The following is a 25063-nucleotide window of genomic DNA, read 5'->3' as shown; positions in this document are numbered from 1 at the left end:
GATCAGAGTATTGGAGAGAATAAAATGAATATCCTTGTTGTTTACTGGCACCCTGAGCCAAAAAGCTTTAACGGCGCAATGTTTCGCACCGCCATAAAAACACTAGAGGCAGCAGGGCATAGCGTCGAAACCTCTGACTTGCATGCGATGAATTTTAATCCAGTGTCAGGCCGCCATAACTTCATTAGCACCAATGACGCTGAATTCTTCAAACAACAACTTGAAGAAGTGTACGCCACCGAACATGATGGCTTCGCACCTGAGATTGAGACGGAAATCCAAAAATTGGAATGCTGTGATCTCGTCATCTTCCAGTTTCCACTCTGGTGGTTTGGCATGCCGGCCATGATTAAAGGCTGGGTAGATCGCGTGTTTGCAATGGGTCGAACTTACGGTGGTGGTCGTTTCTATGAAAATGGCGTCTATAAAGGCAAAAAAGCTATGATTAGTGTAACCATCGGCGGTTCAGAAGAAATGTATCTCAAAGGTGGTTGGAATGGCGATTTAGATGCTATTTTACGCCCTATTCATCGCGGCATTTTTGAGTTCAATGGTTTTTCAGTATTAGCACCACAAAAAGTGTTTGGCCCAGCGAGAAGAGCTGAACAAGAACGCATCGCTGAATTAGAACGGTATGCAAAACGTTTGCAAACGATCTTTGATGAGTCTGCGATAGAAATAGGTCAATACTAAAACCGAATGATGGAGACCGCGATGAGTGTAGAAAGAGTGAACAAGATCCTGGAGCATTGGGGAGCAACACTAAGTCAAATTGAGTTGATTTTACCCCGCGCCATCGAGTCAGAAATACAACAACGTGAGCAGTATATCATAGCGATTAATGAGTGTTTGCAGTTGCTGTATAGAGAAAGTTCAGAACAGAAAAACTTTATGAATCATGTGAGTAAAAGTTTGTTCTTTAAAGGAAGGAAACCACTTGCGGTCATAACATCAGGCACGCTCGATGACTTAGCCCAAGCACATCAGAGCATTCGCAGTATGGTGTGCATTTAGCATGCTGTTCTGCTCTATGTTTTAAACTAGTAAAGCCTGAATTTTGTAGGTGAGTCTAGAAGTCACGACACTTAGGCATACTGGCACTGACCTCTCCCCCAAATTTAAGACCATGACATTGATGAGATTTCCAATAAACTGGAGCCAATGGAGATCTCATCATCAAGCAACGCTACACCGAATAACAAATCATTAAGGCCATTAAACAGCATGAGGCAGAGGCAAAGGTCGATGACATTTGCCGAGAGATGGGCACATCCACGGGCACATTCTACAACTGGCGCAGCAAGTATGCGGGGCTAGAAGTAAATGAAGCGAAGCGGCTGAGAGAGTTGCAGGCCGAGAACAACAAACTCAAAAAGATGCTGGAAGTCGAAACCATGAAGGATGTCCAGTCAAAAAAGTGGTAACGCTAGCGGAAAAAAGCCTGTTGCTACACAATTGATTGAATGTTTCAGTCTCAGTGAGCGAGTGGCCTGCAAGCTGGCTGGGTTGAGCCGGACCGCGTTTCGCTATCAGCCCAGGACAAACGCTGACAATGAGCTCAGACAGCGGCTGAAGGCGCTGGCGACGCAATATTCCCGCTATGGGTATCTAATGCTGCATGGTTTGCTCAGAGGCGAAGGCTGGGTCAAAAACCGCAAACGAACCTATCGGCTCTACACGGAGGAAGGCTTGCAGGTCAGAACGAAGAAGCGCAAGAAGCTAACCCGGCCAAGGCAGCCGATGGAGGTGCCGACAGCACCGAATCAACGTTGGTCTATGGACTTTGTGTCAGAGCAACTCAGCAATGGTCGCCGCTTTCGGTTACTGAATGTCATGGATGATTATTCGCGGGAAATGGTCGGTCAATTAGTCTCTGTAGCCATCAGTGGCAGGCAGGTCGCCAGATTCTTGGACCAGTTGATGGAAGAGCGAGGCAAGCCAAACAAGGTTACTTTCGACAATGGGACAGAATTTACCAGCAAGGCAATGTTCTTCTGGAGTAAGGAAACGGGCGTCACACTGCCCTTTATCCAGCCAGGAAAGCCGCCGCAAAATGCCTTTGTGGAACGCCTGAATGGCAAATTCCGGAACGAATGTCTGAACTGAACCATCACGCCAATCCTAGACAAACACAATTATTCTACCTCCTTTGTTGCGCTATTAATCTTTAGGCAGTTGACCTTTATCAAAGCTCAAGATCAACATAAAATGCAGGAAACTAAACAAGCTTTGGTGTCTTTGTACCCGCTTATAATTGTTGTTAACCAATGCAATCTCTAAAAAACCGTTTCCATCATGCCGTCCTAGAAATTGACCTTCAGTGGTACTCGCAATGGTGAAATTGGTGTCACTGAAACCATATTCACAGATTGTCTTCTTCCACCTAGCCTTAATTAAGCTGCTCTTTTCAGTGTCAAGATCCGCGCTATGGTGCCTAAACTTTAAGTGCCGTGCTTTAAGTCCAAGCAGTTGACAGAGCCGTATAAACATTCTGGACACTTTTGAATCGGGACACCGTAAGGCATAATCTTTCCCAGGTACGGCGTACAAGATAATTTCCATACCGAGACGAATATGTTCCAAGGTCAATGCCCCTGAATCCAAACTGGTATCTAATTTTTTGCACAAAAATGAGAATACTTTTGTGGAATTAGCTGCTGGCGAGTTGTTTTGACCATATTCTCCGCAAAAATTCGGAAACTTGGGTATTAAGGGTAACCGCTTCCCTCTGCGAGGATAAGTTTGATGAATGGCCTCTGCATTTGTGAATAACTGCTGCAATTGCGGCAATGGAACTGCAAAATGAGTCGCAACGTCAATGGCCGATGATGATTTCAACGCCTTCAATGCTTTTGACCAAGTTAAACTGCTTATAGTCTGATCTGCTTTTATGTTGATGGAGAAATTCGTTAAATTTGGGAGTTTCAAACCCAAAACAAGAGGCGCTGGCTTGATAGCTAGTTTCTGTGCTACTTCCTGAGTGTAATAATTAATTCGCTCGGCTAAGCTGAGGCCAGGCTCTGACGGCGATAGAGTCGCACGTCCCAGACTCTCTGATGTGAAATATTTTGTCAGAACGAAACGCGATTTTTGTTGCAGGTAATAAAGTACGTCTTTCAAATGAAGGTAACTGTTCAGCGTCGATTGCACGTCTTTATGGCCCATCATGTGTGACAAGATGAACATCTTTTTTCGTGTGTTGTCGCTGAAGCGTAAGCGACTTTGTAACCTGCATAGATATTGAACATCAAAAATTTCATCACTGAACATCGCTAGCTCTGCTCTGCCAGCCTCTATAAGCTTTGGATTCAGACGGCACCAGGTCCAATTGGCGAAACTGTGGCGTAAATGATGAATGCGCAGGCTATGATCTTTTGTGTAATGGCGCATTAAATTCGTAATAAGTTCATAGGCAAGGTTTACTCTTCTCTCATTCTCGAACAATAAGGTGCTATTGTTAGTGCCTGTGCTTTTGACGATTCGATAGAAGCTGCGCAATTTCATTATTTCCGTTTTAGGCCACAATGCGTCTAGTGGTAGCTCTCGTCTAGCTGACGTTGTTTTTAATGACCTATGTTTATTGGGTCTTACTGAAAGTTGAACATAGTCGAAATCGTTCATACTTGGTTCTTCAAGAGAGAATGAAAAGTCACCCCAGGTTAACTTCGCAGCTTCATTTCGACGTAATCCGCTGTAAAAACAAAAGCACAGCAGGAAAAAGGCGTCACGATGCACCAGACACTCAGCTGACTTGCCACCCAAATAGGACAATATGACTTGTGCATGTTCTACTGTTATAAGGTTCGCATCTACTTCACTCGAGCTACCTACTACCTCTATATCAGATAGACATAAATCTCTTGAAAATCCTGAATCGACTAAGAACTTGGCAAAATAATAGACATATATTCTTCTTTTTGGCGATGAAAAATGGTCAGTGGCTTCATTTAATTTGTTGGTCCACTCTGCACCAGAAAGCAAGCTGATGTCACTTGTGCAAAAAACGAGTAAAAATGGTCGGCTAAGACTTCTTACGTAATCGATTGTTGTTGATATTTTTAAACGACGTTTGATAGTACCGCCGACTTTCAGTAGTGAGTACAGCCATGCACACAGTATCCAAAAGCACGGATTCATTTTAGACGACGATTGTTCGAGGATAATGGCAAGTGAGTTAAGGCAATCAGTACGAGTGGCTTTTTGGCTTTCAAGTTGTATAAGGTGGCTAAACACTTTATCTAATTGCTTCAATGTCTCTGACATTGGTACAAAGCATGTCGTTCCGTTAGCAACTTGCGACCACTCGCGAAGAGCCTTCGTTTTTTCAGAAATGGAATCTAAAAGGTTTGGTTCAGCATATGCACAGGCTTTTCCTGTCATAAGACGCAGGAATGAATGGATTGGCAATGACTGGCAAACGCCTGGTAAAATGTACATCTGATATTGAACGGGTCCATATCTCAGCACTGTATCTATCCGGCGTATTACCCTTAATTTCAATATTGACATATCAGACCAATCGAAATGCGATACTTGATTCAGGTAGCGCACTAATGCAGGTTTGATTTGACTTGATTTTATTGCAGATGTTGAAGCAGCATAATGCTCAAGATGCCATTGTTGCAATGCCATAACCGCCATGTCATTGAGTACATACCGTGGTGAGTTAACTCTAGGAGTTTGACATTGCCAATAACAAATTCCGCCGACATAGAAGATGTCTTTAGGGTATGCCAACATTAGACATAAATGTTCAGTCTTCTCAATATTCACAGTCCAATATAATATAAGAAACAATCTACCGATTTTAACCTGACGATCATGCGTTCTTGCTGGTGAGATCAACTCTGCCTGCAAAATTGAGTTGATTTTTTCTACGAAAATTAATTTGGTCAAATCGACAGGTGAAAGTAACGGTTTCTCGCGCTTCAGAGTCACTATCGCAGGCACGTTAGGTGAATCGATGTCGAAATGAAGTTTGGCGTAATTGAGTAAGGACTGTAGGATTGTCAACTGTCTCTGTCGATTTGAAACTTCAGCCTTTAATCCTGAAATAACATTTTTTAACTCTTCATGTAATAGTGTTTCCTTAGATAATCTTACATTTTTATTCAATAAAACCAATAGGTTAAAGTAATCAGACCATAGTTCACATTCCTTTTTGACCTGCTTGTTATTTAATGGGTCTAAAGTTGAATAATGTTCTTGGAACACTGCCAGGTACACTTCTTGGTAAAACGGGTGTTTTCTCCCCTCTTTCCGAAGGTCACTTATGAAAGTGCGGATTTTACAAACTGCCATCCTACCTCCCTGAACAGATGGTCTAGAGTGGGTATTAACTCATTGATGGCATCCAGGTGACTTAACGCTGAATAATGCCCGAGCGGCACTTCACCGGCTTGCCAATGACCCATCTGGAAATTGATAAGCTCTGATGCAACATTCATTTCCAACAAGCGACTCTTCAACCAATGGCGCCCCGCATTAGCAGGAAAATTTATCTCTCCTTCGTACATGCCCACGAGTTGTGATGGCGACAAGCTCTTTGCGACGATGCCAGATTTCTGAGTCTGGAACACGAAAAACGGCCCATGCTGGTGACGTGAATGTCTGACTGTTCTATACCATTGAGACGCTTGTGAATGTCCATAACCCAACACTTCTTGGTCGACATCTACAATCGAGTCTAGGTTATTACTTAGTCCCGGCATCAAAATACGTATTAGTCCTCGTAAGCATCCAAGATGGCGTCGGTACTCATTCAGCTGCGCAGTCAATACCGTCGGGACTGCAACGATCCTTGAGTGTGTAAAATCGGAATCATCTTTGTCACTTATCCCCATTAAATTGAGAGATGGCAGAAATAATGCCAAAGTCGGTAATGGATTCCAGGCCGCGCGGTAGCCAGTTCCGAACAACAACATCCACACCGTATAGGCTGTAAATGCGTTATGGTAGGCAGTGATTTCATCTAATCGATGCCGATATGTGGGAGTTAATTCGTTGAGGCGGGTGACAGACAATTGGATCAACTGCTGAACGGATGTTTTCGATGGGGTGAAGGATGACCCCACATAATTCTCTTTGCATTGCCGATTTTTTAATTCAAATAAACTCACCGGCAGTTCCTTGCCACTGTATAATTTGCAGCCCATCTCGACATCGAGCCAAAGTCTGTGAAGTTGGTGAAGGCGACTGGACATATCAACACAGGCATAGCTACGAGCCACGCGCGTTGTATACAAATTAACGGCATAGCTAAAATCAATATAAATGGGGTCTATCACCCCTGTAGAATTGATATAACAGCTGACAAAGTTTGTTAGCCTTCTCATACTAAAACGCCCTGCGCCATGTCGATCTGAAAGCTTTTTTAGCTTCTTTACCAGTTGAGCTTCTAACTGTTTCATTTCTGTTTGGTCAACTAGACTGCCGGTCAATTGTCCACATTTATGAGTGACAATTAACTCGACTAAGAAGCTTGGGCAAGGAGTGAATGAAGTCTCTATCGTCTGCCTGAGACCCGATTGATTCAAACGCGACTTCGCTGATTGGTGAACGTGAAAACTCCACCACCCGTCGTTATTTTTATCAATATACAGGCCTTGTTTGATGGGAGAACTGTCACAAAATACAACAAGGTTCATCACCTCCGAAACAGTTTTACTAAGGAGTAACATGACCCATGCGACGATTGCAATCTGGCGAGTCTGCGCGCGATTACCATACGCGAGCAACTTATGTACTAGAATATGTAACTCTGCCGGCATCAACAATTGGGTATCTTGTATACCCATGTTATGAGAGCGTCTAATGCTGCTGGTTACATCGATTTCTGAACGTAATTTTACTGACGAATTGAACGCTATTTCAGTCGCCAACAGATCGGTTTTTTTCCTCTTTTCAGTCAAGTTTCTATTGGTCATCACGAATGATTGCGATGGGTAAAGGTCGTCCTCATCAAGGCCTTCTCTATCTGGGAAAAGCCGCGTTTTAGGCGTCAACACGCCCAAATCATCTGCTGCTCCAACTACGGGTGCTACATTGGGGTCTTGGTAACGTTTAGGTGTTCGATCACCATCACTATTTCCACGGATATAGCTTTTTGAGGGCTTCCAATCATTGTGGAAAAAATGACGTAGACAGCGTATGTATCCCAGTATTATAGGGTCCACATTTTGGCTTTTTGCTTTAATGAAAAATACATCCAGCTTAGCCGCTATGGATGCAGGATCGTCTTCGTGTGATGTAATAAATTCGTAGCTAACTCTAGCGAACAGATTATTATTAGGTTTCAAAATCAGGCGCAAACTGCGGCAGGCGTCTTCTGCTCGCGTCGAAGTTTCTGTGGCTAAATCAGGGTCATTCAGCGTATCAATCGTAGCAAAATACTGTTTGATGAATGCAGCTAACAGTGCAAAAGATGTGGGTTCCGACTTGTAAGTCGCACCCTCTAGAAGCAGGGTGTAGAACGGCCGTTCACTGCACCAATTGGCGCGTTTACTTTTCCGATAGAACTCTTTTTTTAATACCGGATCATCTAGGGAAATCGCTTTGCTGTGCAAGGCATCATAGATATAAGTTGCTAAGTAAAGTTCTTGTCTAATGAACTGGGCAAGGTCTTCAGCTACCCCACTCACCCGAGAAATAAGACCTATCACTTGATGGAGACCAGCAAGGTCATCCGGAGCTTCAATACGCTCGAGAAAATCATCGAGATCAGCCAGTATCTCTTCTTCATCAATGCCAATATTCAGCTGCAAACAGTACAGACGAAGATGATTTACGACGTTAATTTTTAGTGATGTCATCGTAATTTCACCGTTTTTGTACTGATATGTAACCATTTGCACAACTCAGTTTTACTGCGGATCTCTGGGAACATTATTTGCCATTCGGGCGATTGAAATACCGATGGTTGCTCATCATTTGTGAACCAGGCATGCAGTGATTCGGTGACCGTACTGCCATTGACATCAACAAACTGTTTCAACAATGGCCTAACAACATCATTAAGTAGAAGAATCCTTAATACCAGAGATTTGGGCCTTCTAGGCAGGACAAAACAGGGGATAATTGAGTCATCTTTGAGACCGAATTTCATCTTACACAGCTTGTGAAATGTCAGTAATCCGGAAACCAACCGGTAGTGTCCAGTCGCGGTTTTGCACACCAAAATGGGGGCTTGGTAGGCATCAAGCATGATGGTGGCAGATGGTTCAGACGCATCGTCTGAACTGGGTTTTAGCGTACTAAACAAGTTAAAGTTTTCGACAAATAGCAGTACTGATTTATCGAGCGTTACCCGATGGAAAGGCACCCGTTCAAACTTAACATCGGCGAGCAATTTGGCCATTTCGCGTTTTATGAATTCTGCCTGTTCATTCATCAAATACCGCCGCACATGTTGGGGTAGTGGTCAATTTTGACATTTACAGAATGTGCCTGTTTTGTGACCAAAACTACACCAGTTTTAGAATAAATCCAGTAAAACGATTAAACGAAAAAGATAGTTGTGGGTTTTAATTGTTTAAAAAACATCAATATAATATAAAGAACATATGGTTGCAGAAATTGCAGAGCTCGATGATTAACGTCTTGACATGGTAGGGGTCGGTGGTTCGAGTCCACTCGGGTGTACCAAAAAGCGCTCTTAGCTCAGTTGGTTAGAGCACCACCTTGACATGGTGGGGGTCGGTGGTTCGAATCCACTAGAGCGCACCATTCAAACCTGCATTAGCAGGTTTTTTTGTGCCTGTTATTTCTGCTCTTTCCTGGCAACCACTCCCCTGCGGCTTATTCCCCTTACTATCGCGCTCGGGATTCGGCCAATAATTCGTATTAACATTATAAATTCATGATATTTCTCAAGTGATGCCTGTCTGTGCTTCATGTAGACTGTTTCCTATGCGTCAAAGGATGGAGTCTTCATGAGTCAGCGCACCCTCAATACCCTGTTCAAACCTTCGTCAATCGCCATTATCGGTGCCTCCAATGGGCCAAGGCGCGCCGGTAATGTGGTGATGAAAAATCTGCTTGCGGGCGGTTTCTCAGGCCCCATCATGCCGGTCACTCCCAAGTACCAGGCGGTGATGGGCGTGCTTGCCTATCCAAGCATAGAAGCGCTGCCCATAAAGCCTGACCTTGCCATCATCTGTACCCGCGCCAGTCGTGTGCCGGGAATAGTGGAAACCCTCGCTCAGTTTGGCTGCAAAGTCGCCATTATTATGGCGTCGGGGATGGCAAATGAATTGGATACGGAGGGACAGTCGCTGCTCGCCACCACCCTTACCAACGCCAAACGCTATGGCATGCGAATTCTGGGCCCCAACAGTTTAGGCATGATGCTGCCCAATCTCGGGCTCAATGCCAGCCTGGCCCATACTTCCGCGCAGCCCGGAAAAATAGCCTTTGTCAGCCAGTCTGCCGCCGTATGCACCACGGTACTGGACTGGGCCAATAACAAAGGCATCGGCTTTTCATCGTTTATTTCACTGGGCGACGCTACCGACATCGACTTTGACGAACTGTTGGACTTTCTTGGCCGCGATGGCCGTACCAGCGCCATCATGCTCTACATGGACGCCATCAATGAAAAGCGTCACTTTCTTTCGGCTGCGCGAGCTGCCGCCCGTAATAAGCCCATACTGGTGATTAAATCCGGTCGCAGCCAGGAAGGGGCCCGGGCCGCCAAACTGCATACCGGTGGGGTCAGTGGCAGTGATGCCGTATACGAGGCCGCGTTCAGGCGCGCCGGTATGCTGAGGGTGAATGACCTGGTTGAGATGTTCGCAGCACTGGAAAGCCTCAACCATGGTAACGATCTTAAAGGTGAGCGCCTTGGGATCATCAGTAATGGCGGCGGTCCTGCAGTGCTTGCGGTGGATGAGCTTATCAGTCGGGGGGGCAAGCTTGCTGAGCTGTCTGAGGAAACCTGCCGAAAACTCGATGCCGTGCTGCCCAAGACCTGGTCGGCGCAAAACCCCATCGACATCATAGGTGATGCCGATGCCAAGCGTTATGTGGAAGCGCTGAATATCCTGATGGACAGTGATGATGCAGACGCCATCTTGGTGCTGCACTCACCATCGGCACTGGGCGAAAGCGAATTGATTGCCGAGGCTGTTGCGGACGCCATTAAAAAGCACCCTCATCGCGGAAAACTGAACATCTTAACCAACTGGAGCGGTGAAAACTCGGCCTACAAAGCCAGAAAACGCTTTACCAAGGCCGGTGTGGCCACCTACCGGACGCCAGAAGGGGCCGTAGGTGCCTTTATGCACATGGTGGAATACCGCCGTAACCAAAAACTGCTCCAGGAAGTGCCACAGTCCATTACCGACAAGGTGCCCCACGATGCCGGGAAAGCCCGTGAAGTGATTCAGGCCGCCCTCGCCAGGGGCAAAACCGTACTGGAAACCCACGATGCCAGTGCCATTTTGGGCGCTTATGGCCTCAATACCATAGATACCTGGTTTGCCAAAGATGCCGCCGAGGCCGCAGATATCGCCGAACGTGTGGGTTATCCGATAGCCCTGAAAATACAATCGCCGGATATTCTGCATAAATCCGATGTGTATGGAGTGACCTTGAACCTTACCAGTGCGGATGAAATCCATCATGCCGCGTTGGCGATGATGCAGCGGGTGCATCAGTCCAACCCTGAGGCGAAAATTGAAGGCCTGATAGTGCAGCGGATGGCACTGACCGCAGGGGCCCAGGAGCTTCGCCTTGCCGTGATAAGTGACCCGGTGTTCGGGCCGGCCATTTGTTTGGGTGAAGGCGGCTCAGAATGGCAACCCACCCGGGATGCCGCCGTTGCCCTGCCCCCGCTCAATATGGCACTGGCGCGCTATATGGTGATTCAGGCGTTAAAGACGGGTAAGTTGCGGGACCGCCACCTGCCACAGGGCCTCGACATGCACGCCCTGTGTCTGATGCTAACCCAGCTCAGCCACCTGGTGATTGATTGCCCGCAAATTCAGGCACTTGATCTCAACCCCGTGCTGGCAGCCGGTGACAAGATAACCCTGCTGGATATTAATCTGAGGCTCGATCCGAAGTGCAGCGATAACAGCAATCGCCTCGCCATCATGCCCTATCCCAAGGAGCTCGAAGAGCAGGCTGTGCTGCGCAACGGTATTCAAGTGATGCTAAGGCCCATCCTCCCTGAGGACGAGCCCAAACACCTCGCCTTCGATAATTCGCTGACAGATGAAGACAGGTATAAGCGCTATTTTGGAGCCCGTCAGCGCATGACCCACGAAGAAATGGCGGTGCTGACCCAAATCGATTACGCGAGGGAGATGGCCTTTATTGCCACGGCCAAGGACTCGAATGGCGAGGATTACACCCTGGGCGCGGTGCGGGCATCGATTGACCCCGATAATACGGAAGCCGAATTTGCCATGGCGGTGAGAAGCGATCACCAGGGACTGGGCCTCGGTAAATTATTGCTGGAAAAGCTTATCCGCTACTATCAGGCCAATGAAACCCCGGTGCTGACAGGCTTTACCATGATTGAAAACCGTAACATGGCGAATCTGGCACGCACCCTGGGTTTTACAGTGACTTTTGATATGGAAGAGCACCTGATAAAGATGCATATGGATCTTAAGGCAATCTCACTCCAGAGCGGTGCACAAAGCGATGCGCCTGCAACCTGACTGCTGAAAACCGCCATCTGAAATAAAGGGAAACGACCAGCGACCAATAACGGTCGCTATTCAGCAAGGCAAACCCGGTTCCGGCCACTGCCCTTGGCGCGATATAGCGCACTGTCCGCCCGGTCAAAAAACTGCTCCGGGGTTTCATTGGCTTCGGCCTTGGCGACCCCAATGGATACGGTGACTTTGCCCAAATCCAGATTATCTTTTTTCAAGGTCAATTTTTTGTTGGCGATACGTTCGCGCAGCTTTTCGGCAATATTGGCAGCATCGGCGGCGCTGGTATCCTTTAGCACGATGACAAATTCTTCACCACCGTAGCGAGCAACCAAATCCTCCCCCTTAACAGCCTGTTTCAGATTCTGCGCCACATACACCAACACCTTGTCTCCGGCGTTGTGACCCCAGGTGTCGTTAAACTGCTTGAAGTGATCGATATCGATAACCAGCAGTGAACATTTCGGCGTTGACGGTAAAAACTCCTGCGCCATACGCGATTCAAATGCCCGTCGGTTATTTAGCCCGGTTAACTTATCTGTAAGAGATATCACCGACAACTCGCTTATCTCTGCTCGCAGATGATTGAGCTCCTGATCCATCGACTTAAGGCTTGAGTGTATATCGGCGTTTTCGCTAACCACCTTGTCCACTTCAACCAACACACCCTCAACCAATCGATGCAGGGAATCGGCTTCCTGAGGAAGCCGCAATTGGTGGCCAAAACTTTCGATGGCGAGCTGAAACGTCTCAGAGCCAGACGTCAGCAAACTGATTTTGCTCAGCAGCCCATTGATGAGCAGCTGAGTTTCGAGGTGCACGTTTTCCAATACTTCAGGTGCATTGTTCTGGATAAAGCTGCTGTAGAGTCCCCTGCAGACTTCCGCTGAAAAAGGTACCTGATTTTCCATCAGGCCGTTGATAGCCCTGACAAGCGCCAGGTCTGCGCCCTGATAGTAGGCATACCAGACGGCGTAGTTGTCAGGTGTTACAGGAATGCCGAGTGCCGACATTTGTGGCACGGCCTTTCTCAATATCCCGGCCGACTCATCTTTTTCTTTGGCTTTGTGAGCTGCGAGTGTCATGGCAAATGCTTCATCCTTAACTGCCCGTGGCTCAAAGACCACGGGGCTTGCCTGATTCTGGGTTTAGTTTGTGTTGCTTGCGCTTATTACACCGCAGGGAGTCGACAACGACTGAAAATGTCCTGCTCCTTGCGATACACACTGGTGTGAATATTCATCCAGCCTAACAAGCTATCAAACAGATTGTCATGGGACCAATCGCCCTGCAAGCTTCTTAAACAGCTTTCATCCAGGCGATTTTCATCTCTAAAACCGTCAGATAGCCATAAGAGCCAGGGCACACTGATTTGCTCGATGGGCGCAAATGCATAGGGCGCGCCGTGAAGATACAAGCCCTTTTCCCCCAGAGACTCACCATGATCCGAAATATACATCAGTGCGGTATCGGCGTGCGACTCTTGCTGTTTCAGCCGCTTAATCACCTCCGCCATGATGTAGTCACTGTAGCGGATGGTGTTGTCGTAAGTATTCACCAGCGCCTCGTTACTGCAGTTTTGAATGTCACTGCGGGGGCAATCTGGTGTAAAGGCTTTGTGTTCGTCCGGATAGCGCTGGAAGTAAGTGGGTCCGTGGCTTCCCATAATATGCAGCACCAAAAGGGTGTCTTTTTCAATGGGGCTCGCCAGTATGGTATCGAGACGATTCAACAGAATTTGATCCAGACAAGACTCGCCATCACAGAGCGCCGGGTCCTCGTCCAGCTTTATCATTTCATTGGCAACTCTGTCACAAACGCCCTTGCAACCACTGTCATTATCAAGCCACTGCACGGCAACACCGGCGTGATCCAGTACATCGATTACCGAGTCCTGGGCTCGGGCTTTTCTCGCATCGTATTCTTCCCTGCCCATTCTGGAAAACATACAGGGTAAGGATTGCGCCGTTGCTGTACCACATGAAATGGTTGCATTCAGCACTATAGGATTATGGGGCTTGGTAAACACGTTGGTGTCTTTTTGATAGCCATAGTACTGATAATTCATTGAACGAGCGGTTTCCCCGACCAACAAGACAGTCAACAAGGGTTTATGGTTGCGGTCCGGGGTTTGATTGCTGGCATCTGTCCCCAGCGGCTGATATTCCAGCGGCGTTTCAATGTAACGCTGATTCACGTACTTGGCCGCGGCACCAATGTAGTAAGTAGGCACAACCAGTTGTTTTATTTCGTCATTGTTGCGTCCAAAGGCAACATAGTCCTGATAGTAGCCAGCAAGAACACCACCAGCTACCGATACCATTCCCAGCATAAAGCCAAGCTTTACCAGCAGCTCTTTCCACCAGACGCGATATTCAATTTTGACTTTGGCAATAAAAAACGCCGGCAGTATCCCAAGCAGCAAAAAGCCAACCACGGACTCAGCATTGAGATACATGAAGGCTTCGGCGCTGTGAGTCTCAAAGATGTTTTCCATCATGGCACGGTCAAACACGATGCCGTATTTGTACATGCCAAAGACAACCAACGCTGAAACCAACGTCAGCAGGACAAAAAAGGGTTTTACAAGGTACTTAACACTGAAAAGCGAGAAGATGAGTGCCAATAAGGATGTCAGCAGCACGGGTAAACTGGCTACAAATAACCAATCGATGTGTGACAATGACTTAAGCCCTTCTGCCGCCCTGAGATATAGGGGAATATTCAGGATCGCTGCGTAATACAGGGCGACAAAAAACGTGAACCGATTCAAACCAATAGACTTCAAACTAATTTTCCCCCAAAAAAGCCCTTTAAAAGTAAGCTTATTGTAAACATGACATTAGAAAATAAAACAAAAGTCTCAGCCTATAGGACAGATGCCCAATAAAAAAACCACCGGGCCGGCAGCAGCCTCGGTGGTTTTGTTAAGGTCTCAGCCAGTTCTTGGCTGTTACAACTTAAGCTGCTTCAATAAGTAGGCATACGCCAGGCTATTTAGTTCCGCAGTTTGTTTGTTATCTGCAGCGCCGGCATGGCCGCCTTCCATGTTTTCGAAGTACAGCACCTCGTAACCCATGTCTTCCATCTTGGCCACCATCTTACGGGCATGGCCTGGGTGCACGCGGTCGTCACGGGTAGAGGTGGTGAAGAACACTTTTGGATATTGGGTGTCTTTCTGCAGGTTATGGTATGGCGAGAAGGTTTTGATGTAATCCCACTCGGCAGCCACATCCGGGTTACCATACTCGCCCATCCAGCTGGCGCCGGCCAGCAATTTGTTGTAGCGCTTCATATCCAGAAGCGGCACCTGACACACCACGGCATTATAAAGGTCCGGCCTGCGGGTAAAGGCGGCGCCCATCAGCAGGCCGCCGTTACTGCCACCCTGAATACCCAGGTGTTTTGGCGAGGTGATTTTGCGCTTAATCAGATCTTCAGCAATGGCTTCAAAGTCTTCATAGGCCTTATGACGGTTTTCCTTCAGCGCAGCCTGGTGCCAGCCAGGACCGTATTCACCGCCGCCACGAATGTTGGCAAGCACATAAACGCCGCCCTGCTCGAGCCAGTTCTTACCTGTGGTGGCAGAGTAGAAAGGACGCAGCGACACTTCAAAACCGCCATAGCCGTACAGCAGCGTTGGGTTGGTGCCATTAAGCTTGATGTCTTTGGCCATCACGGCAAAGTAAGGCACCTTGGTACCGTCTTTACTGGTAGCAAAATACTGTTTGGCTTCAAATTTTGATGCATCGAACTGCGAAGGCATCGCCTTGAGTGACTCACGCTTGAGACTTTCGGCGTTCACACTGTACAGGGTCGATGGTTCGAGAAAGCTGGTGTAGGTAACAAACAGATCGTCTCTGTCGCGACTGCTGTCGAACACGCTGATGCTGCCGTTACTTGGGAAACCGACGTTTTCACCCTGCCATTGGCCCTTGGCATCTTTACGATAGCGCACCAGCTTGCTCTTAACGTCTTCAAGCCAGTTCACCAGCACCGCATTACGGGTAAAGGTCACCTGACTGATGGATGAATTGGCGTCGGGTTTAACAAACAGTGCAAACTCAGGCTTACCGGCCAGCAGTTTGTCGGCCTTGGTGTAAACAATGGCGCCCTGTGGGAAGCTGCTGCTCCCCTGCTTGAGCTCGCTTTTAAGCTCAACAAAGATGTCACCGTTAAAGAAACCCTTGAGTTCGGCATCCTTTGGCAGCGGTAGATCCACCAGCTTGCCATCAAGGAGCGCCTTGTAGCTGGCTTCGTAGAAGGTTTCAGCTTCAGAGACCAGTTTAAGCGGCGTTTTGTCATCCCACATCACGTAACCGGATGCCGCCACCGATGCCTTGTTGCCTGCATAGATTTCTTTGGCGTCTTTAATGTCGGTGCCGCGGGTCCACACTTTGACCTTGCGTGGATAGCCGGAATCGGTCCAGGCATCGCCTTCGGCAAAATCGGTGCCCACAAACAAGGTATTTTCGTCAATCCAGCTCACGCTGGACTTGGCTTCAGGCAGGAAGAAGCCCTGCTTGTCGGCAGGGACGAAACTTAAGCTAGAGAGGTCAAACTCACGAATTTCCACCGCATCGGCGCCGCCGCGGGACAAAGACACCAGGCAACGCACGTTCTTTGGATATTGGCAGTCCATGCCCTTGAATACCCAGTTAACCCCTTCGGCTTTACCGAGGGCGTCGATATCGAGCACGGTTTCCCACTTGGGCGCGTCTTTGACGTATTCCGCCATGGTAGTGCGGCGATAGATGCCGCGGGGATTGGCTTCGTCTTTCCAGAAGTTATAAAGGTAGTCACCAATGCGGCCCGCATAAGGAATACGCGCCTTGTCATTGAGGATATCCAGTGCATTGTCCACCAGCGCATTATAGCCGGGGACGGCTTTGAGCTCTTCGAGGGAGCGATCGTTTTGGGTTTTGACCCAGGCAAGCGCTTTTTCACCCTCGACATCTTCCAGCCAAATGAAGGGGTCTTCCCCTTCAGCGACAGCATTGAAAGCCAGCAATGAGGCTGCGCCAAGAAGCAGTATCCTTTTGTTCATATTGAGTCCTTGGTTACAAACGTTTTCAAGGACACTAAACTAGCGATTTTCCGCCGCTTGGCAACTTTACCTGTGAATGAAGTGTAAGCGTCTGTTACAGATGTTTTACCTGGTGCTGCCTGTATGCCGAATCGAAACCGCAGGGCTATTCTGGATTTCGGAAATGGCGGTTCATTTTCTCCAGCATGCCCAGTAGGTTTTGCTTATCTTCGGCGCTGAATGCTGCAATCAGATCTTCAGTCAAATGAAGATGCGCCTTATCGTGGGTAGAAAAGTGCACCTCGCCCTGCTCAGTGAGCGAAATCAACAATGAGCGCCTGTCTTCGGGATTGGCAATCCGGGTGACGAGCCCGTCTTTCTCCATGCGATCGATGCGGGCTGTAAGGGTGCCGGTACTGATGCTGAGCTTGTGCGCCAAATCCGTCATCCTCATGGGGCCGTATAGTCCCAGCAGCTCCAGCGTATGCATGACCGGCAGCAGTAAACCACTGCCTTCCACCAACTGATGCTCCCAGGCCGCCATGCCTTCAAAAAATTCCACCAGAGCCCGATTTAAATCCTGATTGATATCCATGTAGTTAAGGCTTCCTTCTTATCACGGCGCTGAGCCGAACTAATACCAGTGGGCCCAGCGCCATACATACGAACTGAGTTTCAGTCCCGGGATGAGGGCCTGACTTCGCAGTCACAGCAATGCACTTCCACAGTCACATGATGCAGACCCAACTCTTCCTTAAGCCGTTTAACAAAATAGGCACTGGACTTGGGTTGATGGCTCACGACCCCCAGGATACAGGCACGATGATCGGCACTGATACGCCACAGATGCAAATCGGATACCCCGTGGTCCGGCACACTGGCCACCAGACGAATCACGTTTTTCCGTAATTTTTCGTTGTTGTCGGCATCGAGCAGCAAGGGACCTGTGTCTTTAACCAGCCCCACAGCCCAGCGGCCGATAATGATGGCACCGAGTATGCCGATTAGCGGGTCGAGCCAGCCCAAACCGAAGAATTTACCCGCAAGCAAGGCGCCAATGGCCAGTACGGACGTCAATGCATCGGCAAGCACATGCAAATAGGCCGCACGCAGGTTGTGGTCGTGGTGCCCGTGATGCTGATGTTGATGATCATGATGTTCATGGCCGTGGTGATTCGTCCCCTGATGGCTGTGATCATGATGGCTATGATCACAATGGGAATGCCCGTGATCGTGGCCATGATCTTCATCATGATGCAGATGAGCCTCATGGTCATGGTGTTCGTGCCCATGGTCATCATCGTGATGGTGCCCGTGGTGATGATGGTGGTGATGATCCTTCAGCAGAAAAGCGCTGAGCAGGTTGACCGAAAGGCCAATAATCGCCACCAGAATGGCTTCATCAAAGGCAATTTGATGGGGCGATATCAAGCGCACCGCAGACTCTATCACCATAATCAGCGCGACCAACCCCAATGCAACGGCACTGGCGAAGCCACCGAGTACACTGACTTTACCTGTGCCAAAGGCAAACGCCGGGTCATCTTTATGTTTCAGAGCATAGCGGTATGCAAACAGGGTGATAAGGAAAGCCGCTGCATGGGTGCCCATATGCCAGCCGTCAGCCAGCAGGGCCATAGAGCCATACACGGTACCGGCAAGAATTTCGGCTACCATGGTCACCAGTGTCAGCACCAGCACTATCCGGGTGCTGCGTTCACCCGCATCGTTGTGTTTGAAAAAGTCATGACTGTGCTGCCAATTGGCAACGGAGTGAAAGGGTTTGGCATTCATAGACGAAGGCATGTTGAGTAATTGATGAGTGAACGTTAGCGTGTTTTCAGTGTGAATTAAATTAGTTTGAACATCAAACTATTTGAAACGTGAATTAACCGGCAATTCATAACACGAAAGGCGAAAATAAATTTTTTTCATGGGCTTTAACCCTTTTTCGGATTAGCCTCGTTTACAGGAATACAGCGGGTATGAATCCCGATGACTTTTTGGGGATATCCCCTTCCAAGGAGCTATTATGCAAAAAGCCTTTTCTGTTAAAAACCTGATGTTGACCGGTCTATTCTCCCTGGCAACCCTCTCGGTTGCCCACGCCACATCACCGGCGCATCCTGACGGGGTAAATCAAAACATGATCACCGCCCAGCATTTTACCTCTGCCGATTACCAGGCGCAGGACGCCAGCAAAATGTTTCCAGCCCCCGCTGCCGGTATGGTACAGCACATTCTCACCTTACCGGCGCTTGAGAACGAAGGTAATTACATGGTTGAAGTCCAAATCGGCCAAACCAAGCTGGTGGACTGTAACAAACATGGCCTCAGAGGCGAGATGCAAACCAGGGATCTCAAAGGGTGGGGTTATAACTACTACGAAGTCACCGAAATTGCTGAGGGCCCAAGCACCATGATGGCCTGCTTCGATAAAGCCAAGACCGAAGCTTTTGTGCACATTCCAGGTGACTACAAGTTTGCCTACAACAGCAAGCTGCCGATGGTGTTTTATATTCCGGAGGGTGCGGAGCTGAAGTACCGGGTCTGGCGCGCTGACACTGTGTTCAACACCTCTAAAAACTGATGTTGGCCCGAATCAGCCAATAGTCTGGCCAGATAACAGTTCAGTTCAGATAAAAGAAAGCCGCGCTTGCGCGGCTTTTTTATCGTTATCGTCACGCGTTAAGTGCGGCGGCGACGGGTAAACACCTGACCAAGCGCCAGCAACACCAAACCAAGGGCACCAAGTGCTGGCACCCAAGACGCTGTTTTTGGCAACTCGGCGGGGCGGGTTTCAGGCGCCACAGGCGCAACGGGCGTTACCATAGTCACCTCATCCACCTCAAAGCGGTCGCTGGGGACATAAAACTCCAGCTCATAACCACGGGGCAGTGCGTCCCAGCCGACCTGATTGCCTCCTGCATCCACTGTAGCACCAGACTTGAGGGCGACCGTTTGACGCTGCTTGGAGCCATCGGACTCATAAACGTCCAGCATAGCTTTACGGGGCTCACTGTAACGGACAAATTCAGCTTTGAGCTTGACGTACTGCTTGCCATCTTTCTCAATAACATCCTGACAAGCGTTAGCAACGCTGGGGTATTGAGCAAGCACATCCTGATGCCAAACCACGTCACTGCAGTCGGCAGCAAGTGCCGGAGTGGCAGCACCAAAGGCCAAAAGACCAGCGGCGAGAGCTTTTTTCATGGTTATTTCCTTAGTGTTGGTTGGTGGAAACTTTTTTGGCCCGCACTATGTACCGCTGAGGTGCGCTGCCTACAAAATAAAACGGATAGCAAGTCACCAGAGTCAGCACATCAGTGCTGACGGGTGCCATCACCCAGGTATCTTTGGGAGTCAAAATCCAGGAGTCGGTTATTTGATAGCGATGCAACTCGCCATCTATCGACATGATGTCTATCACCGCGCCCTTCCCAAGCTGCCCTAATTTGCGAAAGAAGGAATCCCTGTGACCGGCAATCACCAGATTACCGCTCTCACCCAAAGCGGCCCCCTGATGAACCCGGGCCACGCCCTTATTCAGATTGAGCTCTGAATCACCATCAAACAGGGCCACCTCCAGGGAAATGTCATTGATGGTCAGTTTTCCCAAAGGTATTGCGGTCGATAACTCATGAAACCCTTTTTTACGGGCAGTCGACCAATCGGACATATCGGGTGTTGAAAGCTGCGTATCCGTTGCCGGGTTTGCATCACCAGAAATGGCCGCTGTCGTTGCTGGTGAGGTATCGCCCGACACCAAAGGCTCTGAACTCAGGCTTCTGTCAGCTATTTGTCTGTCAACTTCAGCGAGTGCTGAATCCCCCGCTGCTGCCTGATGCCACTTGGCTGCTCCAAACGCCAAAAGACACCCAATCCCGGCGATGTTAAGTAGCGTTGCCAGGGGGGGCTTTCTTCTGACGAGCGTGATTTGGCTGTCGGGCATAGGAGATGTTCATGACTGACTATGGCTACTAAGTTATGCACATAACCGTAGGTCATACCCTAAGGAGTTTGGCTGAAATTTAACCGGATAACGCATCGAAAGCAGTAAACCTTTCCCGTCAGGCATCAGTCTTTGCTGTTTATCGGCATCAACCTTGTTAAGGAACTGAAAAGGCTCGGGCTCATACGGCTTTACCGATATACTCTTCACCAGATAACGCTGTACTGGAGAGTTTTGTAGTTATGTTGTCCGTTGTACTTGTAGAACCTGCCCGCGCGGCAAACGTAGGCGCCGCGGCTCGGGCCATGAAAACCATGGGATTTACCCAACTGATTTTAATTGGCAGCCAGCAACATCTGGAGGATGAAGCGCGCTGGGTTGCCCATGGTGCGACAGAAATACTCGATAATGCGCGGGTGTTGGACTCCTTCGATGACCTGCGCGCAGAGTTTGACCTGCTCATCGCCACGACCGCCAGAGAGCGAGGCAGCCCCCGCACTTTTCTCACCCCTGAAGAACTGGGCACTACCCTCAAGCAGTCCGGCGCCCCTTCCATGGCGTTGGTGTTCGGCCGGGAGTCCAGTGGCTTATCCAATCAGGAGCTCTCCCAGTGCGATCTCTTCAGTTACGTACCCCTTGCCGGTGACTATCCATCACTCAATCTTGGCCAGGCGGTGATGGTGTATACCTATGCCCTCACTGGTGTTGAGCGTACAATTGGCCTGCAGGCCAGGGCCGCCGATGAGCGCCAGATACAGTCCCTCAAACACAAAGCCCAAGAACTTGCCGGCCTGCTTGGACTCTCGGAACAGGACAAACTCAGACCCTGGCTGCAGGACAGCATTGGGCGTTTGCCTGAACGGGATTGTAAGCTGGCACATCAACTGATAAGTGATATTATGAGCAAAATAAACAGCTGATTTTAATCGGCATTAATACGAAAAAGGAGTTTTGGATATGCTGTACCTACGCAAAAGCAGTGTGGCAATTGCCCTGATGCTCACCCTTGGAGCCTGCTCCGGGGGCGGTGGTGATTCTTCATCCGGTGATACAGGTTCCGGTGGCAATAACGGCGGTACGTCAGGTGACATCACCTGGGTACAGGGAACCTTTGCCGATGCCGGGGTTTATAAAAATTTCTGCGCCAATCCCCGTGGCGGTACCAGTGATAAAACCGGAACCGCCCTCCATGAGAAGATGTGGCTGCGTTCCTGGACCAATGAAACCTACCTCTGGTACAGCGAAGTTCCAGATAACAATCCAAGTAACTTCAATACAGTTGAAGCCTATTTTGACCAGTTGAAAACGACCCAAACGACATCAAGCGGTGCCTATAAAGACAGATTCCATGGTTCCATGTCCACAGAAGAATGGGAGGCGCTGTCCAACTCAGGTGAATCTTTGGGCTATGGGGTCGAGTTCCAGCTGCTTAAAGCATCCCCTCCGCGGCAGATTGTGGCCGCCTATACCGAGCCCGGCAGTCAGGCTGCCAATGCCGGAATTCTTCGCGGTGCCGAGTTTTTGGAGGCCAATGGTGTGGATGTGGTCTACAGCAACGACGTGGATGCGTTAAACGCCGCGTTTTTCCCCACAGAAAAAGGCAAGGCATCGACCTTTAAAATTCGTGACATGAATGGCACAGAGAGAACCGTGTCGTTGACCGCCAATACCGTGACACAGGTTCCGGTGCAAAATGTCAAAGCTATCACGACAACTTCGGGCAAGGTTGGCTATCTGCAGTTCAATAGCCACATCGCCACCGCAGAAGGCGCACTGGTGAGTGCCATCGATACCCTCAAAGCGCAAGGCGTAACCGATTTGGTGCTGGACGTGCGCTATAACGGTGGTGGTTTGCTCGCGATTGCCAGCCAGCTCGGCTATATGATTGCCGGGCCAAGCAGAACCTCAAACAAAATATTCGAAAACACTACCTTCAACGACAAACACACCAGCACCAACCCAGTGACTGGCCAGGCGCTGGTGCCCATGCCCTTTATTAATACCGGCGTAGGCTTTTCTTACAGTCAGGGGCAAGCACTCCCTTATCTGGGGCTGGGCCGGGTATTTGTATTAACGACAGCCGCCACCTGCTCTGCCTCCGAAGCCATTATCAACGGACTCAGAGGCATTGACCTGGATGTCGTGCAGATTGGTAACCGTACCTGTGGTAAGCCTTATGGTTTTTATCCTACGGATAATTGCGGTACGACCTATTTCTCCATCCAGTTCCGCGGTGAAAATGACAAAGGCTTTGGTGACTATGCTGACGGCTTTGAACCGAGAAACTCACCGGTTCTGAGTGGCGAGCCAGTCAACGGCTGTAACCTGGCTGACGATTTCACCAAGCAGCTTGGCGATCCTGCCGAAGCTATGCTGGCGGCAGCGCTTCAATACCGACTCGATGGCAGTTGTCCAGCTGCCGCTGTTGCCCAGTTTGCGCCGTCAAGGGTAACCCAGGAGACTGTTGAGGGCGATGCACTGTCAGATGGACGCGAACTGAACGTGTTCCGTAACAACAGGATAATGACTTTGCCTCAAGGCAAGAGCCAATAAGGCGTCAGTCCATTCTCAATGAAAAGGCAGGTAAAACTGCCTTTTTTATTTCACCTTGTTGATGCCTGCCTGTGGTCGCCATCGACACTCTCCTATCTGTCCCTGTCAGCGACCAGCGCTGATGGTGTAACACAAGACTGTGTCTATTTCTTCCATAGTGATTGACCCAATAGGATGCCAGGTGCGTATAGTTAACATACTCAGGTTTACCTGGACTAACTTCAGATAGAGGCAACAGGTGGCGGTTTTATTAAGGTTTAAGCGAAGCGCTACAAGGCTAAAGACGCCGTGTTTACTCATGGTTTTGTGTGGTGTGTTGCAAGCTTGCTCACCCACTGGCGCCGATGCCCTTTGGGAAGATTATGAACAACGTCTTGTGAGAATCCTGGGTGATGAGTCACCAGACGAAACGCCCTTTTCTGCCGTAACAATCCCGCGGTTTCCTCTGCCGCCAAAGCGTGGATTACATGAAGGCGGCTCCATTGGTCTGCTGGAACTTGGCAGGCTTGGGCACTGCCACCTCGGCGGCCTTATCGCCAACCACAACAGCAGTCTGGGTAAGGTTGCTGAACCCGCGGTCCGGTTCGCCTATGAGATTGAATTTATTCAGGCCGCCCCAAAATGCATAGAAACATTGCTAGACGATAACGCACTGAGCGCCAAGCTGGCTGAGGAACTTGAGCGCAAGCAATCCACACTGCATGAAAGCTTTATCTGGTTTTTGGAAAACGATGATGACATACGGCAACGTCTGTTTGTGAAACGGATTGGCCTGGATATCGCCAGTGGCAATGCCGGACTTTCCGATACCCAGCAGCAAATGCGCACCCTGCTGGCAATTCGCAACGCTATCGAGTCTGACAATGTAGGCTCTGTCGACGTTATGGATGTTAATCGAGCAGTCAAGTTACTCAGCAAAAGTGAATTTTTAGCGCGCTACATGGCAGGCATGGATTCGCATTTGAGGGCCCTGCGAAGACTCAATCAGCGCCTCGATGGCCATAAATTGATGCGCTGTACCCCTGGCCACAACCCCGCCCAACAGAAAATTCTGCTCAATGTTCTGACGAAATATTTTATTGGCAAGATTCAGCCCTATCTCGGTGTGTACAGTGAGAGCCAATTTGCACTCTCATCCGATATGCAATCGCTGTTTAATGGCAGCGAGTGGCAAGCTCAAGTGGAATATTACTTCAGCGACAGCGGCATCACCGCAGAAATAAAAACGGCTGTGAGAGACCATATCCGTCTCTGGCAAGGATTACAGCAAAGTTGCATGCTTGAAATTAAGCACGGCACGGCAGGCCGCTCGTCCGGCTGAATGGCTAACGCCAGTGGATGCGTCAACCCAAGGTTTCAGTGCCACATAGAGATGCCGTTACCCAAGACTTCAGGGCTTACGGGCCAGATATTGATGGATTAACTGCGTGAGCTTGTCGTGAAACCGCTCTTCAAAGGAATCTATATCCTCGCCAAAGAGTTGCAAATACTTGCCCGCCTGTTCGCGGGTGAGTTGTTTGGCCCCGAGGAAATAACTCATTTCGGCAAGACGCTTGTCATAGCGGGGCTCCAATTGCCAGCGGCAGATCCCGGGAGAGACTTGCTTCATCGCCTCCTGGGCCAGACGACAAAAGGCCTCAACATGGTTAACACCATCCGGCCCAAGACAACCCGGTTCGAGACGGTGGTGGATTTGCAACATAACAGTCGAGGCTTGCATAGGTTCATCCTTACCTATTGTGATAACAAGAGTATAGGCTCACCGAGAGCCCCCCTTTCATTCAATCGTCATACTTAATACACACAAACGTCATTTAACACCACTAACTTGTCGTTTCGAATTAAGCCAACATTACAATGTCTTATCGG

Annotated in this window: 18 protein-coding genes, 1 tRNA gene and 1 pseudogene; 9 read left to right on the top strand and 11 right to left on the bottom strand. The window is 49.0% G+C overall.

Features of this window, described 5'->3' with window-relative positions; translation table 11 throughout:
- Positions 1-24 precede the first annotated feature (24 nt).
- The 3 genes and pseudogenes from K0H63_RS09495 to K0H63_RS09485 all read left to right on the top strand — a co-directional run.
- Complete coding sequence (locus K0H63_RS09495; protein WP_220067723.1) at positions 25-693, top strand: NAD(P)H-dependent oxidoreductase; 669 nt, start codon at positions 25-27, stop codon at positions 691-693.
- A gap of 21 nt (positions 694-714) precedes the next feature.
- Positions 715-1014: a hypothetical protein gene (locus tag K0H63_RS09490; protein ID WP_220067722.1), complete on the top strand. Its 300-nt coding sequence runs from the start codon at positions 715-717 to the stop codon at positions 1012-1014.
- Positions 1015-1202: 188 nt separating this feature from the next.
- Positions 1203-2103: pseudogene (locus K0H63_RS09485) on the top strand (IS3 family transposase); the annotation flags it as partial.
- 57 nt (positions 2104-2160) lie between these two features.
- Here K0H63_RS09485 and K0H63_RS09480 read toward each other — a convergent pair.
- From K0H63_RS09480 to K0H63_RS09470, 3 genes are read right to left on the bottom strand one after another with little or no spacing between them, the layout of a single operon-like run.
- Positions 2161-5301, bottom strand: a complete 3141-nt coding sequence (locus tag K0H63_RS09480) for a site-specific integrase (RefSeq protein ID WP_220067721.1) — start codon at positions 5299-5301, stop codon at positions 2161-2163.
- Complete coding sequence (locus K0H63_RS09475) at positions 5271-7811, bottom strand: hypothetical protein (RefSeq protein ID WP_220067720.1); 2541 nt, start codon at positions 7809-7811, stop codon at positions 5271-5273. Before K0H63_RS09475 ends, K0H63_RS09480 begins: the two co-directional genes overlap by 31 nt.
- Positions 7808-8389 carry a hypothetical protein gene (locus K0H63_RS09470; protein WP_220067719.1) on the bottom strand — a complete coding sequence of 194 codons (582 nt, stop codon included), beginning with the start codon at positions 8387-8389 and terminating at the stop codon, positions 7808-7810. Before K0H63_RS09470 ends, K0H63_RS09475 begins: the two co-directional genes overlap by 4 nt.
- 258 nt (positions 8390-8647) lie before the next feature.
- Here K0H63_RS09470 and K0H63_RS09465 point away from each other — a divergent pair.
- Both K0H63_RS09465 and K0H63_RS09460 read left to right on the top strand, forming a co-directional pair.
- Positions 8648-8724, top strand: a tRNA-Val gene (locus K0H63_RS09465).
- 206 nt (positions 8725-8930) lie between these two features.
- Positions 8931-11666 (top strand): acetate--CoA ligase family protein, encoded by a 2736-nt coding sequence (locus tag K0H63_RS09460; RefSeq protein ID WP_220067718.1) that lies wholly within the window; start codon positions 8931-8933, stop codon positions 11664-11666.
- Positions 11667-11722: 56 nt separating this feature from the next.
- On the opposite strand, the gene K0H63_RS09455 is transcribed toward K0H63_RS09460, so the two are convergent.
- From K0H63_RS09455 to K0H63_RS09435, 5 genes are all read right to left on the bottom strand, one after another.
- Positions 11723-12748: a GGDEF domain-containing protein gene (locus K0H63_RS09455; RefSeq protein ID WP_220067717.1), complete on the bottom strand. Its 1026-nt coding sequence runs from the start codon at positions 12746-12748 to the stop codon at positions 11723-11725.
- A gap of 86 nt (positions 12749-12834) precedes the next feature.
- Positions 12835-14451, bottom strand: a complete 1617-nt coding sequence (locus K0H63_RS09450) for a phosphoethanolamine transferase (RefSeq protein ID WP_220067716.1) — start codon at positions 14449-14451, stop codon at positions 12835-12837.
- Between the two features lie 165 nt (positions 14452-14616).
- Positions 14617-16710, bottom strand: coding sequence for a prolyl oligopeptidase family serine peptidase (locus K0H63_RS09445; RefSeq protein ID WP_220067715.1), 2094 nt, complete (start codon positions 16708-16710; stop codon positions 14617-14619).
- A gap of 145 nt (positions 16711-16855) precedes the next feature.
- Positions 16856-17284: a MarR family winged helix-turn-helix transcriptional regulator gene (locus K0H63_RS09440; protein ID WP_220067714.1), complete on the bottom strand. Its 429-nt coding sequence runs from the start codon at positions 17282-17284 to the stop codon at positions 16856-16858.
- A gap of 80 nt (positions 17285-17364) precedes the next feature.
- Entirely contained in the window at positions 17365-18483 is a 1119-nt protein-coding gene (locus K0H63_RS09435; RefSeq protein ID WP_258405691.1) for a cation diffusion facilitator family transporter, read from the bottom strand.
- Positions 18484-18721: 238 nt separating this feature from the next.
- Here K0H63_RS09435 and eco point away from each other — a divergent pair, with 238 nt between their 5' ends.
- Positions 18722-19279, top strand: coding sequence for a serine protease inhibitor ecotin (eco, locus tag K0H63_RS09430; protein ID WP_220067712.1), 558 nt, complete (start codon positions 18722-18724; stop codon positions 19277-19279).
- 98 nt (positions 19280-19377) lie between these two features.
- Here the strand turns inward: eco and K0H63_RS09425 are convergent, their stop codons facing one another.
- Both K0H63_RS09425 and K0H63_RS09420 read right to left on the bottom strand, forming a co-directional pair.
- Positions 19378-19902 carry an LPXTG cell wall anchor domain-containing protein gene (locus K0H63_RS09425; protein WP_220067711.1) on the bottom strand — a complete coding sequence of 175 codons (525 nt, stop codon included), beginning with the start codon at positions 19900-19902 and terminating at the stop codon, positions 19378-19380.
- Between the two features lie 10 nt (positions 19903-19912).
- Positions 19913-20560, bottom strand: coding sequence for a class D sortase (locus K0H63_RS09420; RefSeq protein ID WP_220067710.1), 648 nt, complete (start codon positions 20558-20560; stop codon positions 19913-19915).
- Positions 20561-20883: 323 nt separating this feature from the next.
- Here K0H63_RS09420 and K0H63_RS09415 point away from each other — a divergent pair, with 323 nt between their 5' ends.
- The 3 genes from K0H63_RS09415 to K0H63_RS09405 all read left to right on the top strand — a co-directional run bounded on the left by K0H63_RS09415 (position 20884) and on the right by K0H63_RS09405 (position 24515).
- The gene (locus K0H63_RS09415; protein WP_220067709.1) at positions 20884-21561 is read left to right on the top strand and encodes a tRNA/rRNA methyltransferase; all 678 of its coding nucleotides are present in this window, start codon (positions 20884-20886) and stop codon (positions 21559-21561) included.
- Positions 21562-21598: 37 nt separating this feature from the next.
- Positions 21599-23194, top strand: coding sequence for a S41 family peptidase (locus K0H63_RS09410; protein WP_220067708.1), 1596 nt, complete (start codon positions 21599-21601; stop codon positions 23192-23194).
- A gap of 313 nt (positions 23195-23507) precedes the next feature.
- Positions 23508-24515 (top strand): DUF3080 family protein, encoded by a 1008-nt coding sequence (locus tag K0H63_RS09405; RefSeq protein WP_220067707.1) that lies wholly within the window; start codon positions 23508-23510, stop codon positions 24513-24515.
- 69 nt (positions 24516-24584) lie between these two features.
- On the opposite strand, the gene K0H63_RS09400 is transcribed toward K0H63_RS09405, so the two are convergent.
- Positions 24585-24914 carry a hypothetical protein gene (locus K0H63_RS09400; RefSeq protein ID WP_220067706.1) on the bottom strand — a complete coding sequence of 110 codons (330 nt, stop codon included), beginning with the start codon at positions 24912-24914 and terminating at the stop codon, positions 24585-24587.
- Positions 24915-25063: the final 149 nt, after the last annotated feature.

This window comes from Shewanella zhangzhouensis (genome assembly GCF_019457615.1).
Taxonomy (GTDB): Bacteria; Pseudomonadota; Gammaproteobacteria; order Enterobacterales; family Shewanellaceae; genus Shewanella; species Shewanella zhangzhouensis.
The sequence above is the reverse complement of the archived record's forward strand: the minus strand, read 5'-3'. Positions and strand labels throughout refer to the sequence as shown.

What these genes read in the sequence shown, in the direction of transcription:
- K0H63_RS09495 (WP_220067723.1), top strand. Translation starts at nt 25, where the DNA reads ATGAATATCCTTGTTGTTTACTGGCACCCTGAGCCAAAAAGCTTTAAC.
- K0H63_RS09490 (WP_220067722.1), top strand. Translation starts at nt 715, where the DNA reads ATGAGTGTAGAAAGAGTGAACAAGATCCTGGAGCATTGGGGAGCAACA.
- K0H63_RS09480 (WP_220067721.1), bottom strand. Translation starts at nt 5,301, where the DNA reads ATGGCAGTTTGTAAAATCCGCACTTTCATAAGTGACCTTCGGAAAGAG.
- K0H63_RS09475 (WP_220067720.1), bottom strand. Translation starts at nt 7,811, where the DNA reads ATGACATCACTAAAAATTAACGTCGTAAATCATCTTCGTCTGTACTGT.
- K0H63_RS09470 (WP_220067719.1), bottom strand. Translation starts at nt 8,389, where the DNA reads ATGAATGAACAGGCAGAATTCATAAAACGCGAAATGGCCAAATTGCTC.
- K0H63_RS09460 (WP_220067718.1), top strand. Translation starts at nt 8,931, where the DNA reads ATGAGTCAGCGCACCCTCAATACCCTGTTCAAACCTTCGTCAATCGCC.
- K0H63_RS09455 (WP_220067717.1), bottom strand. Translation starts at nt 12,748, where the DNA reads ATGACACTCGCAGCTCACAAAGCCAAAGAAAAAGATGAGTCGGCCGGG.
- K0H63_RS09445 (WP_220067715.1), bottom strand. Translation starts at nt 16,710, where the DNA reads ATGAACAAAAGGATACTGCTTCTTGGCGCAGCCTCATTGCTGGCTTTC.
- K0H63_RS09440 (WP_220067714.1), bottom strand. Translation starts at nt 17,284, where the DNA reads ATGGATATCAATCAGGATTTAAATCGGGCTCTGGTGGAATTTTTTGAA.
- K0H63_RS09435 (WP_258405691.1), bottom strand. Translation starts at nt 18,483, where the DNA reads ATGAATGCCAAACCCTTTCACTCCGTTGCCAATTGGCAGCACAGTCAT.
- eco (WP_220067712.1), top strand. Translation starts at nt 18,722, where the DNA reads ATGCAAAAAGCCTTTTCTGTTAAAAACCTGATGTTGACCGGTCTATTC.
- K0H63_RS09425 (WP_220067711.1), bottom strand. Translation starts at nt 19,902, where the DNA reads ATGAAAAAAGCTCTCGCCGCTGGTCTTTTGGCCTTTGGTGCTGCCACT.
- K0H63_RS09415 (WP_220067709.1), top strand. Translation starts at nt 20,884, where the DNA reads ATGTTGTCCGTTGTACTTGTAGAACCTGCCCGCGCGGCAAACGTAGGC.
- K0H63_RS09410 (WP_220067708.1), top strand. Translation starts at nt 21,599, where the DNA reads ATGCTGTACCTACGCAAAAGCAGTGTGGCAATTGCCCTGATGCTCACC.
- K0H63_RS09400 (WP_220067706.1), bottom strand. Translation starts at nt 24,914, where the DNA reads ATGCAAGCCTCGACTGTTATGTTGCAAATCCACCACCGTCTCGAACCG.